At 44.3% G+C, this 13,489-nt stretch carries 9 protein-coding genes; all 9 read right to left on the bottom strand.

The genetic code is table 11. From position 1 onward, the window contains the following. Positions 1-101 precede the first annotated feature (101 nt). Positions 102-1,289, bottom strand: coding sequence for an elongation factor Tu (tuf, locus tag ACI35L_RS07285; protein ID WP_049672549.1), 1,188 nt, complete (start codon positions 1,287-1,289; stop codon positions 102-104). Between the two features lie 125 nt (positions 1,290-1,414). Further along, on the bottom strand, positions 1,415-3,493 hold the full coding sequence (gene fusA, locus ACI35L_RS07280; protein ID WP_049672550.1) for an elongation factor G: 2,079 nt from the start codon (positions 3,491-3,493) through the stop codon (positions 1,415-1,417). A gap of 49 nt (positions 3,494-3,542) precedes the next feature. Further along, entirely contained in the window at positions 3,543-4,013 is a 471-nt protein-coding gene (gene rpsG / locus ACI35L_RS07275; RefSeq protein ID WP_049672551.1) for a 30S ribosomal protein S7, read from the bottom strand. A gap of 41 nt (positions 4,014-4,054) precedes the next feature. Next, positions 4,055-4,477: a 30S ribosomal protein S12 gene (gene rpsL, locus ACI35L_RS07270; protein WP_049672552.1), complete on the bottom strand. Its 423-nt coding sequence runs from the start codon at positions 4,475-4,477 to the stop codon at positions 4,055-4,057. A 102-nt stretch (positions 4,478-4,579) separates the two neighbouring features. Beyond that, positions 4,580-4,828 (bottom strand): 50S ribosomal protein L7ae-like protein, encoded by a 249-nt coding sequence (locus tag ACI35L_RS07265; RefSeq protein WP_049672553.1) that lies wholly within the window; start codon positions 4,826-4,828, stop codon positions 4,580-4,582. Between the two features lie 169 nt (positions 4,829-4,997). Further along, on the bottom strand, positions 4,998-8,591 hold the full coding sequence (gene rpoC / locus ACI35L_RS07260) for a DNA-directed RNA polymerase subunit beta' (RefSeq protein ID WP_049672554.1): 3,594 nt from the start codon (positions 8,589-8,591) through the stop codon (positions 4,998-5,000). Positions 8,592-8,630: 39 nt separating this feature from the next. Beyond that, on the bottom strand, positions 8,631-12,194 hold the full coding sequence (gene rpoB / locus ACI35L_RS07255; RefSeq protein ID WP_049672555.1) for a DNA-directed RNA polymerase subunit beta: 3,564 nt from the start codon (positions 12,192-12,194) through the stop codon (positions 8,631-8,633). Between the two features lie 244 nt (positions 12,195-12,438). After that, positions 12,439-13,044, bottom strand: a complete 606-nt coding sequence (locus ACI35L_RS07250) for a class I SAM-dependent methyltransferase (RefSeq protein ID WP_049672556.1) — start codon at positions 13,042-13,044, stop codon at positions 12,439-12,441. A gap of 164 nt (positions 13,045-13,208) precedes the next feature. Next, on the bottom strand, positions 13,209-13,489 hold a 281-nt coding region (gene rplL / locus ACI35L_RS07245), incomplete at its 5' end, for a 50S ribosomal protein L7/L12 (protein ID WP_439802562.1).

Genomic DNA, 13,489 nt, shown 5'->3' with positions numbered 1-13,489 from the left:
CGAGGCTCGGGACTTTCACCCTAAAGCTTACACCCATGCCGGGCACACTAAAAAAAGCAGGCAGTCATTATGACTGCCTGCTTTTATAGCATAGGCTATTATTATTCGCTGATTGTAGAAACTACGCCAGCGCCTACTGTACGTCCGCCTTCACGAATAGAGAACTTAGTTCCTTCTTCGATCGCAACTGGAGCGATAAGTTCAACAGACATTTCGATGTTGTCGCCAGGCATAACCATTTCAGTTCCTTCTGGAAGGTTAACAACACCAGTTACGTCAGTTGTACGGAAGTAGAATTGTGGACGGTAGTTAGAGAAGAATGGAGTGTGACGTCCGCCTTCTTCTTTAGACAATACGTAAACTTCAGCTTTGAATTTAGTGTGTGGGTTGATAGTACCTGGTTTAGCAAGTACTTGACCACGTTGGATATCTTCACGTGCTACACCACGAAGAAGGGCACCAATGTTGTCACCAGCTTCAGCGTAATCAAGAAGCTTACGGAACATTTCTACACCTGTTACAGTTGTAGATTTTGGTTCGTCAGCAAGACCGATGATTTCAACAACGTCACCAACTTTAACTTGACCACGTTCAACACGGCCAGTTGCAACTGTACCACGACCAGTGATAGAGAATACGTCCTCAACTGGCATCATGAATGGTTTGTCAGTGTCACGAGTTGGAGTTGGGATGTATTCGTCAACAGCGTTCATAAGTTCAACGATTTTTTCTTCCCACTCAGCTTCACCTTCAAGAGCTTTAAGAGCAGAACCTTTGATAACAGGGATGTCATCGCCAGGGAAATCGTACTCAGAAAGAAGGTCACGGATTTCCATTTCTACTAGTTCAAGAAGTTCTTCGTCGTCTACCATGTCACATTTGTTCATGAATACAACAAGGTAAGGTACACCTACTTGACGAGAAAGAAGGATGTGCTCACGAGTTTGTGGCATTGGGCCGTCAGCAGCAGATACTACTAAGATACCGCCGTCCATTTGTGCAGCACCAGTGATCATGTTTTTAACATAGTCAGCGTGACCTGGGCAGTCAACGTGTGCATAGTGACGGTTATCAGTTTCGTACTCAACGTGTGCAGTAGAGATTGTGATACCACGTTCTCTTTCTTCTGGAGCACCATCGATTTGGTCATATGCACGTGCTTCTGCTTGTCCTTTTTTAGCAAGTACAGAAGTGATTGCAGCTGTAAGAGTTGTTTTACCGTGGTCAACGTGACCGATAGTTCCGATATTAACGTGTGGTTTAGAACGATCAAATTTAGCTTTTGCCATTTTAGGATTTCCTCCTTTAATATAAGAAAATTGATTATTAATACTATGTGTGCCAAGACAGCAGGCTTATGGCCGCTATCTTGGCTTACATAAGTAGTTATACTTTAATAAAGCGTGAAAATCAATTATTCACCTTTATTTTTTTTGATGATTTCATCAGCGATGCTCTTAGGCACTTCTTCGTAGTGGTCGAAGGTCATAGAGAACACGCCGCGTCCTTGAGTGTTGGAACGCAATGTAGTTGCGTAACCGAACATTTCTGATAGAGGTACCATAGCGCGAACAACTTGTGCGTTACCGCGTGCTTCCATACCTTCTACACGTCCACGACGAGCTGTGATGTTACCCATGATGTCACCCATGTACTCTTCAGGGATAACAACTTCAACGCTCATCATTGGCTCAAGGATAACCGGATTACATTTAGAAGCTGCATTTTTAAGAGCCATGGATGCAGCAACTTTAAACGCCATCTCAGAGGAGTCAACGTCATGGTAAGATCCGTCGAATAATTTCGCTTTGATGTCGATTAATGGGTAACCTGCAAGTACACCGCGGTCAAGCGCGTCTTCAAGACCTGCTTGTACAGCTGGGATGTATTCACGTGGGACAACCCCACCGACGATTGCGTTTTCGAATTCGAAGCCTTTTCCTTCTTCGTTTGGTGAGAATTCAATCCAAACGTGACCGTATTGTCCACGACCACCAGATTGACGAGCAAACTTACCTTCTACTTGTGCAGAAGTACGGAATGTCTCACGGTAAGCAACTTGAGGAGCACCTACGTTCGCTTCTACTTTGAACTCACGACGCATACGGTCTACTAAGATATCTAAGTGAAGCTCACCCATACCTTCGATGATCGTTTGGCCAGTTTCCTGGTCAGTGTGAGCACGGAAAGTTGGATCTTCCTCTTGAAGTTTTTGAAGAGCAGTAGACATTTTGTCTTGGTCTGCTTTAGATTTAGGCTCGATAGAAAGGGAGATAACTGGCTCTGGGAATTCCATGGATTCTAAGATAACTAGGTTCTTTTCCTCACATAGAGTATCTCCAGTTGTAGTGTCTTTTAGACCTACAGCTGCCGCGATATCCCCAGCATATACTTGGCTGATCTCTTGACGAGAGTTAGCGTGCATTTGCAGGATACGTCCTACACGTTCACGTTTACCTTTCGTAGAGTTTTGTACATATGAACCTGAGCTCAATGTACCAGAGTATACGCGGAAGAATGTCAATTTACCGACATAAGGGTCAGTCATAACTTTGAACGCAAGCGCTGCGAAAGGCTCGTTGTCATCAGAATGACGTTCCACTTCTTCATCAGTATCCGGTAGAGTACCTTTAATTGCAGGTACATCTAATGGAGATGGAAGGTAGTCGATAACTGCATCTAGCATTAATTGAACACCTTTGTTTTTGAAGGCAGATCCACAGATAACTGGGTAGAATTCAACGTTAACAGTACCTTTACGGATAGCTGCTTTCAATTCCTCTTTAGTGATTTCTTCACCGCCAAGGTATTTTTCCATTAATTCTTCATCAATTTCTGCTACTGCTTCGATTAACTTTTCACGGTATTCTTCAGCTAGTGGCATATGTTCTTCAGGAATTTCACGAACTTCGATGTCTGTTCCAAGGTCATTACCATAGAACACAGCGTTCATTTCAACAAGGTCGATGATCGCTTCGAAGTCATCTTCAGCACCGATAGGAAGCTGAATTGGGTGTGCATTCGCTTGAAGACGCTCATGCAATGTTTTTACGGAGTATAAGAAATCAGCACCGATTTTGTCCATTTTGTTTACGAAAACAACACGTGGTACTCCGTAAGTAGTAGCTTGACGCCAAACTGTTTCAGTTTGCGGCTCAACACCGGATTGCGCGTCTAGTACAGCTACTGCACCATCAAGTACACGTAGGGAACGCTCAACTTCAACTGTGAAGTCTACGTGTCCTGGAGTGTCGATGATGTTTACGCGGTGACCTTTCCATTGCGCAGTTGTTGCAGCAGATGTGATCGTGATTCCGCGTTCTTGCTCTTGTTCCATCCAGTCCATTTGGGAAGCACCTTCATGTGTTTCACCAATTTTGTGGATACGACCAGTGTAATATAATACACGCTCAGTAGTAGTCGTTTTACCGGCATCAATGTGAGCCATGATACCGATATTACGAGTATTTTCTAAGGAGAACTCTCTAGCCATTGGGTCTTTCTCCTTCCTTCTGATTTATAGATTTTTAGTAGGTTAAATATTACCAACGGTAATGAGCGAAAGCTTTGTTAGCTTCAGCCATTTTGTGTGTATCTTCGCGTTTTTTCACAGATGCGCCAGTGTTGTTAGCTGCGTCCATGATTTCGTTAGCTAAACGCTCTTCCATCGTTTTTTCACCACGAAGGCGAGCATAGTTTACTAACCAGCGAAGTCCTAGTGTAGTACGGCGGTCAGGGCGAACCTCAACTGGTACTTGGTAGTTAGCACCACCAACACGGCGTGCTCTAACTTCTAGAACTGGCATGATATTTTTAAGCGCTTGGTCGAAAACTTCCATTGGCTCTTTACCAGTACGCTCGCTTACGATATCGAAAGCAGCATAAAGGATTTTTTGGGAAGTTCCTCTTTTTCCATCGATCATCATTTTGTTGATCAATTTAGTTACAAGCTTGGAATTATAAATCGGATCAGGCAATACATCTCTTTTTGAAACAGGTCCTTTACGAGGCATATTTTGTTCCTCCTTTCAAAGAAGTGGTTATTTTTTGTTGATTATTTTTTTGCTGCTTTAGGTTTTTTAGTACCGTATTTAGAACGACCTTGCATACGGTTGTTAACGCCAGCAGTATCAAGAGCACCACGTACGATATGGTAACGTACACCCGGAAGGTCTTTTACACGTCCTCCGCGGATAAGTACAACGCTGTGTTCTTGCAAGTTGTGGCCGATACCAGGAATGTAAGCAGTAACCTCGATTCCATTAGTCAAACGTACACGCGCATATTTACGAAGCGCGGAGTTCGGTTTCTTTGGAGTCATAGTACCCACACGAGTACATACCCCACGTTTTTGTGGAGATGATACGTTAGTTTGGGATTTTTTGAAGCTGTTGTAGCCTTTATTCAAAGCTGGAGACTTTGATTTTTCTTCTTTAGATTTACGTGGCTTACGTACCAATTGGTTAATAGTTGGCATGATGTTTCCTCCCTTCAAAATTGGTTCCCCTAGTCCCACACATCCAGGTGGTTCATAAAAGGGTAAAAACAAAGTTTTTGCATCAACTGCAAAAACAGTTTTCTATTTCATAATGACAACAGCTGCTGCACCAACATCAATCTTGCATGCTTTTCCGAGCAACCTCATTGAGTCTACATATTCGACTGGCACTGAGTACTCATTAGCAGTATCAATGACTTTGGAAGTGACGCGTGAATCCGCATCAAGCGCAATCACGACTGCTTTTGCATTACCTGTGCGCAGAGCTTTCACTGTCTGTTTCGTCCCTATTATCAGGTTTTGGGCCTGAGATACTTTTTCATAAGACATATTGTATATCCTCCAAAGTAACAGGTTAATAGGAGCACCTTTGCTATAGTAACACTTTCAAATCATCTATGTCAACAACCGCATCAAAAAAACTTCGTTTTTTGATTGTTGACTGGAATGAAAGCAGCCAGATCCGAAAATCTGGCTGCAAACTTTCCAGTTACAAGGCTTATTCAGCTGTAACCGTTTCTTCTTTCTCTGTCAATACAGGAACGGCTTTACGATAGCGCTGCATACCTGTACCAGCAGGGATCAGCTTACCGATAATAACGTTCTCTTTAAGACCGAGAAGCTCGTCACGTTTTCCTTTGATTGCGGCATCTGTAAGAACACGAGTTGTTTCTTGGAAGGATGCAGCAGACAAGAAGGAATCCGTTTCAAGAGAAGCCTTCGTAATACCGAGCAAGACTGGGCGTCCAGTTGCCGGGTTTTTGCCTTTAAGAAGTGCTTCGCGGTTTGCTTGCGTGAATTGATGGATATCAAGCAGCGTACCTGGAAGGACATCTGTTTCACCTGCGTCGATGACACGGATTTTCTTAAGCATTTGACGAACCATAACCTCTACGTGTTTGTCGCCAATTTCTACCCCTTGCATACGGTATACTTTTTGAACTTCCTTCAAGAGGTACTCTTGTACGGAACGTACATTTGTTACCTTGAGAAGCTCTTTCGGATCGATAGACCCTTCTGTAAGCTCTTGACCTGGAACAACCATGTCATTGACATTCACTTTCAAACGAGCAGAGTATGGCGCTGTGTAAGAACGGCTTTCCACTGCACCTTGAATAGTGATTTCTTGTTGTTTGTCGCGAATCTCATTAATGGAGATAACTGTTCCTTCGATTTCAGAAATAACAGCCTGACCTTTAGGATTACGCGCCTCGAACAACTCCTGAATACGTGGAAGACCTTGTGTAATATCGTCTCCGGCAACCCCGCCCGTATGGAATGTACGCATTGTCAACTGTGTACCTGGTTCACCGATGGATTGAGCCGCGATGATACCAACAGCTTCCCCAACTTCAACCTCTTGACCAGTTGCCAAGTTGCGGCCGTAACATTTCTTACATACGCCATGGCGAGTGTTACAAGTGAAGGCAGAACGAATCCACACTTCTTCAATACCAAGCTCTTCAATCTTCTGAGCAAGATCTTCTGTGAAGATTTCATTCTCATTGATTAGAACTTCGCCTGTTTCAGGATGTTTCAATTTCTTCCTTGCATAACGTCCTACAAGACGCTCTTCAAGGCGTTCGATGACTTCAGTGCCATCTTTCAATGCTTTAACAACCAAGCCGCGGTCTGTTCCACAGTCATCCTCGCGAACGATAACATCCTGTGCAACGTCAACCAAACGTCTTGTTAAGTAACCGGAGTCAGCTGTTTTCAGCGCTGTATCGGCAAGTCCTTTACGCGCACCGTGAGTGGAGATGAAGTATTCCAATACGGTTAAGCCTTCACGGAAACTTGACTTGATTGGGAGCTCAATAATACGACCAGCCGGGTTGGCCATCAAACCACGCATACCAGCAAGCTGCGTGAAGTTAGATGCGTTACCACGGGCACCGGAGTCACTCATCATGAAGATTGGGTTCAAGTGGTGCAAGGATGCCATCAGCTTGCTTTGGATTTCATCCTTCGCTTCACTCCAAATGGAGATAACACGGTCATAACGCTCTTCTTCCGTGATGAGACCACGTCTGAATTGCTTCATGACACCGTCAACCTTCGTTTGAGCTTTATCAAGAATTTCTTGTTTCTCTGGTAATACGACGATATCTGCAACCCCTACCGTAATACCGGCACGAGTAGAGTATTTGAATCCTAGATCCTTCATGCGGTCAAGCATTTTCGACGTCTCAGTGATTTTGAAACGCTTGAACACTTCCGCAATGATGTTTCCAAGAATTTTCTTCTTGAACGGCTGGATTCTTTCGCGTTCAGCGAAGATTTCCTTCACGTTTGCACCCTTTTCAACGAAGTACTTCTCTGGTGTTTTTTCTTCCAGATTAGAACGTGTAGGTTCGTTGATGTATGGGAATGTTTCAGGAAGAATTTCATTGAAAATCAATTTACCGACAGTTGTCAGCAATAATTGTTTGTTTTGTTCTTCCGTGAATGTTTGGTTATTTAAAGAACTTGCATGTACAGCTACACGTGTATGCAAGTGAACATATCCATTTTGGTAAGCAAGGATGGCTTCGTTTGTATCATTGAAGATCATCCCTTCGCCGACTGCTCCTGGTCTTTCCATCGTTAGATAGTAGTTACCAAGTACCATATCCTGAGATGGTGTAACAACCGGTTTTCCATCCTTAGGGTTAAGGATGTTTTGAGCTGCAAGCATGAGAAGGCGTGCTTCTGCTTGAGCTTCTGCTGATAAAGGTACGTGAACGGCCATTTGGTCACCGTCAAAGTCAGCGTTGTAGGCTGTACATACGAGCGGATGCAAACGGATTGCGCGTCCTTCAACCAATGTCGGCTCAAACGCTTGGATTCCCAAACGGTGAAGCGTAGGGGCACGGTTCAAGAGAACTGGATGCTCCTTAATAACCTCTTCAAGCACATCCCAAATATCCGGAGAATGTCTTTCGATCTTTCTCTTAGCGGATTTGATGTTGTGTGCTAGACCTTTTTCAACTAGCTCTTTCATAACGAAAGGCTTGAATAGCTCGATAGCCATTTCTTTTGGCAGACCGCATTGATACATCTTAAGGTTCGGACCTACGACGATAACGGAACGTCCGGAGTAGTCAACACGTTTACCAAGCAAGTTTTGACGGAAACGGCCTTGTTTCCCCTTAAGCATGTGGGAAAGAGATTTAAGCGGACGGTTACCCGGTCCTGTTACAGGACGGCCGCGGCGTCCGTTGTCAATCAATGCATCGACAGCTTCCTGCAGCATACGTTTTTCATTTTGTACGATGATGCTAGGAGCGCCTAAGTCAAGAAGACGTTTCAAACGGTTGTTACGGTTGATGACACGACGATAAAGATCGTTCAAGTCACTTGTTGCGAAACGTCCGCCGTCAAGCTGAACCATTGGACGAAGTTCCGGCGGAATAACCGGAAGTACATCAAGGATCATCCAAGAAGGCTCATTTCCGGAGTTACGGAATGCTTCCAATACTTCAAGACGTTTAATCGCACGTGTACGGCGTTGTCCTTGAGCTGTTTTAAGCTCTTCCTTCAAGGCATCAACCTCTTTGTTGAGGTCTACATCTTGAAGAAGCTTTTTAATGGATTCAGCACCCATGCCAGCTTGGAACTTACTGCCGTATTTATCGCGGTAAGCGCGGTATTCTTTCTCAGATAGAAGTTGTTTCTTCTCAAGGGCTGTATCGCCTGCTTCTGTTACAACATAAGAAGCGAAGTAAATAACCTCTTCTAGCGCACGAGGGGACATGTCTAAGACAAGACCCATACGGCTAGGAATACCTTTAAAGTACCAGATGTGGGAGACAGGAGCGGCCAATTCGATATGGCCCATACGCTCACGTCTCACCTTCGCTCTAGTAACCTCTACGCCACAGCGATCACAAACGACGCCTTTGTAACGTACTCTTTTATATTTACCGCAATGGCATTCCCAGTCCTTAGTAGGACCGAAAATGCGTTCACAGAACAACCCGTCTTTCTCAGGTTTTAGTGTACGGTAGTTAATTGTTTCTGGCTTTTTCACTTCTCCGAAAGACCAAGAGCGAATCTTATCCGGTGAAGCAAGGCCTATTTTCATATACTCAAAATTATTTACATCCAACAAGGGGCCTACCTCCCTTTCTGTATCCCAATCTCACTCTGGTTACTCTATCGTTCCAACCGTTTCTGATTCAGGGCTTTTCACATCTGGATCAATGGTCAGCGTATCTGCTTGGTGGATATCATCATCATCTTCAAGGTCACGCATTTCAATTTCTTGATCGTCACCAGAGAGAATCTTCACATCCATACCTAAGCTTTGAAGTTCCTTGATTAATACTTTGAAGGATTCAGGAACTCCTGGCTCAGGAACATTGTCGCCTTTGACAATCGCCTCGTATGTTTTCACACGGCCGACAACATCATCGGATTTAACTGTAAGAATCTCTTGAAGAGTGTATGCAGCACCATAAGCTTCAAGCGCCCAAACCTCCATCTCACCGAAACGCTGTCCACCGAATTGAGCTTTACCGCCAAGCGGCTGCTGCGTAACAAGTGAGTATGGCCCAGTTGAACGGGCATGGAGTTTATCGTCAACCATGTGCGCCAATTTGATCATGTACATGATACCAACAGAAACGCGGTTGTCGAATGGTTCTCCTGTTCTTCCATCGTAAAGAATCGTTTTAGCATCGCGAGCCATTCCGGCTTCTTCGATTGTATCCCAAACATCTTCTTCCCTCGCACCATCAAATACAGGTGTCGCTACATGGATACCAAGCTTTCTAGCAGCCATGCCGAGGTGAAGCTCCAATACCTGACCGATATTCATACGTGATGGTACCCCTAATGGGTTCAACATGATATCGACAGGTGTTCCATCTGGAAGGAATGGCATGTCTTCTTCCGGCAATATACGGGAAATTACCCCTTTGTTACCGTGACGCCCGGCCATTTTATCTCCCTCATGGATTTTACGTTTTTGAACGATGTATACGCGCACCAATTGGTTAACGCCTGGCGGCAGTTCATCGCCGTCTTCACGAGTGAAGACTTTTACGTCGTGGACAATTCCGCCGCCGCCATGTGGCACGCGAAGGGATGTATCACGAACTTCACGGGCCTTCTCACCGAAGATTGCATGAAGCAATCTTTCTTCAGCTGTCAGCTCAGTTACACCTTTAGGCGTTACTTTACCAACAAGAAGGTCTCCGTCTTTTACTTCCGCACCGATGCGGATAATACCGCGCTCATCCAGGTTACGAAGGGCTTCTTCCCCAACGTTTGGAATATCACGCGTGATTTCTTCAGGCCCAAGCTTCGTATCACGGGCTTCTGATTCATATTCTTCAATATGAATAGATGTATAGACATCGTCTTTTACAAGACGCTCACTCATAATGATGGCATCCTCATAGTTGTAACCATCCCATGTCATGAAGGCAACAAGCACGTTTTGACCGAGTGCCAATTCGCCAAGTTCCATGGAAGGACCATCTGCAAGGATTTCGCCTTTGACCACGCGGTCTCCAGCTTTAACGATTGGGCGTTGGTTGTAGCAAGTACCTTGGTTAGAACGGATGAATTTAAGGGTACGGTATTTATCAAGATTACCTTTTACCTCTTGGCCATCCACTTCGCTGATGCGTCTTACCCAGATTTCTCTTGCTTCAACATGTTCAACAATACCCGGATGTTTACAGATGACAGCTGCTCCGGAGTCTTTACCAGATACATATTCCATCCCTGTTCCGACAAGCGGAGCCTGTGGTCTGATGAGAGGTACAGCTTGACGCTGCATGTTCGCTCCCATTAGGGCACGGTTGGAGTCATCGTTTTCTAAGAACGGGATACAAGCTGTCGCAGCAGATACTACCTGTTTAGGCGATACGTCCATATAATCGACGCGGTCACGTTTAACAGCCGTGTTCTCACCGCGGAAACGCGCAACAACTTCTTCGTTTTTGAACGCGCCATCTTCTGTTAATGGAGCATTCGCTTGTGCTACTACATATAAATCTTCCTCATCAGCAGTCAAGTAATCGATTTGATCGGTTACTCTTCCTGTCGCAGGGTCAACACGGCGGTATGGTGTTTCAATGAAACCATACGGGTTCACCTTCGCGAAGGAGGACAAGGAGTTAATAAGCCCGATGTTCGGACCCTCTGGTGTTTCAATCGGACACATACGGCCATAGTGAGAGTAGTGAACGTCACGTACTTCCATTCCGGCACGTTCCCTTGTTAAACCACCAGGTCCAAGGGCAGATAGACGGCGCTTATGCGTCAATTCAGCAAGCGGGTTTGTCTGGTCCATGAATTGAGACAATTGAGAGCTTCCGAAGAACTCTTTAATGGACGCGATCACCGGACGGATATTGATGAGCTGCTGCGGCGTGATTGTGTTCGTGTCTTGAATAGACATTCTCTCACGTACAACACGTTCCATACGGGATAGACCGATTCTGAACTGGTTCTGAAGAAGTTCGCCGACAGAACGAAGACGGCGGTTACCTAAGTGGTCGATATCATCCGTATCGCCGACACCGTGCAATAAGTTAAAGAAGTAACTGATTGATGCAACGATATCTGCAGGCGTGATATTTTTCACTTTCTTCTCGACATAAGCATTGCCGATAACATTAATGACTTTTTCGCCTTCTGCATCGTTCGGAGCATAAATCTTAACGTTCTGAATGAGAACATCATCTTCTACGACTCCGCCAGCAGGGTTGTACGTTTTGAAGCCAATCCCGTTTTCAAGGTAAGGAATGATCTTATCAAGCGTACGGCGATCTAAAATAGCATCTTTTTCAACAAGGATTTCGCCTGTCTCTGGGTCTACCAAAGTTTCAGCTACACGCTGGTTGAATAAACGATTTTTTATATGAAGCTTTTTGTTGATTTTATAGCGTCCAACATTCGCAAGATCGTATCTCTTCGGATCGAAGAAACGTGAAACGAGCAAGCTCTTTGCATTTTCAACCGTAGGCGGCTCGCCTGGGCGAAGACGCTCATAAATTTCAAGCAAAGCTTTTTCTGTACTTTCCGTATTGTCTTTCTCTAGCGTATTACGGATATATTCGTTGTCACCGACTAGATCGATGATTTCTTGATCAGAGCCGAATCCAAGGGCACGCAAAAGAACCGTTACCGGCAGCTTTCTTGTACGGTCGATTCTGACGTATACGACATCCTTCGCATCTGTTTCATACTCCAGCCATGCGCCACGGTTCGGAATAACGGTTGCAGTGAAACCTTGCTTTCCGTTTTTATCTACTTTTCCGCTGTAGTACACACTTGGGGAGCGCACCAATTGCGATACAATAACGCGTTCGGCACCGTTTATGATAAACGTTCCCGTTTCTGTCATGAGAGGGAAATCACCCATAAAGACATCTTGGTCTTTAACTTCACCCGTCTCTTTGTTTACAAGCCTTACTTTAACCCGTAATGGGGCGGAGTAGGTTACGTCCCTCTCCTTAGATTCTTCCACAGGGTATTTCGGATCTCCGAGACTGTAATCGATAAATTCCAGAGACAGATTTCCTGTAAAATCCTCGATAGGGGAAATGTCCTGGAACATTTCTCTTAAGCCCTCATCAAGAAACCATTGATAGGAAGAGGTTTGAATTTCAATTAAATTCGGCAATTCGAGCACTTCGCTAATGCGCGCATAGCTCCGGCGTTGGCGATGTCGTCCATACTGAACAAGTTGACCTGTCAACTGATTCACCCCTCATATAAAGCGTTTATAATTAATTTATCACTCCGCCTTGAATTGGCGGTTGAACAAAAAAGAAAAAGGGTTTCACACTGAAAACCACAATCTCAAAAACGCATAGTATTGGTTTATTTTTTCCATATTATCCAGAACATATACACATAAATTTATTCATCCTTGAAAATGTGCAGGGTGTCCCAAATTATATATTTGCATTTTATAATATTAACATAGGCATATTGTCAAGTCAAACTTTTTTAGATTTCAAAATATAGTAGCCTTTTTTCTTCAAAACGACCTCTACATTCCCAAATACTTCTTCCATCTTCGCCATGGCACTCGGTGCTCCCTGCTTCTTCTGGATAACAATCCACAGTTCGCCGCCATCAGCTAAAAATCGTTTGCTTTCCTCCAAAATTTCATGCACAATTTTCTTCCCAGCACGAATTGGAGGGTTTGAGATGACCGCCGCAAAACTCGCTTCCTTCACTGCACTAAATACGGAACTCTCATAAACCTTCACATTGGCAATTCCATTTGTATGTGCATTTTCCTTTGATAGATCGATGGCTCTCGCATTCACATCTACCATATGAATGGTCTTGTTTGGATATAGACTTGCGACCGATAAGCCTATCGGGCCATAACCGCAGCCAATATCTATGATTGGCTGATCCTCTTCAAGACTGCATTCAAAGGCTTCAATCAACAATCTTGAACCAAAGTCAACCTCTCGTTTCGAAAAAACTCCGGCATCTGTTTTAAAGCGGAATTCCTTGCCTCTCAGCGTAAAGCTCCATTGTTCAGGCTTGCTTTCGACCTCAGGATTACGGGAGTAATAATGATTTGTCATACATAGCTCCTCCTAAGCAACCACATTTTCTAAAAATCTCTTTTTTGCTTCATTCAAAACTCAAATCATTATAGTATGCCGGTATACAGCAATCTATATACTCATAAAGGCTAAAAAAAGCCCGCTGTATTCGCAGCGAGCTTTTTTTGATGGCAAATGTTAAATTACTTAACTTCTACGCCAGCGCCAACTTCTTCAAGTTTAGCTTTGATTTCTTCAGCTTCTTCTTTAGAAGCGCCTTCTTTAAGAGCTTTTGGAGTGTTGTCAACAAGTTCTTTTGCTTCTTTAAGACCAAGACCTGTGATTTCACGTACCACTTTGATAACTTTGATTTTTTGATCGCCAGCAGAAGCTAGGATTACATCAAATTCAGTTTTTTCAGCTGCAGCTTCTCCGCCAGCAGCACCAACCATAGCTACAGGAGCAGCTGCAGTTACGCCGAATT

It is taken from the genome of Pradoshia sp. (assembly GCF_051873915.1).
Classification (GTDB): domain Bacteria; phylum Bacillota; class Bacilli; order Bacillales; family Pradoshiaceae; genus Pradoshia.
Note: the sequence above shows the minus strand (reverse complement) of the source record. Positions and strands in the feature narration are given on the sequence as shown.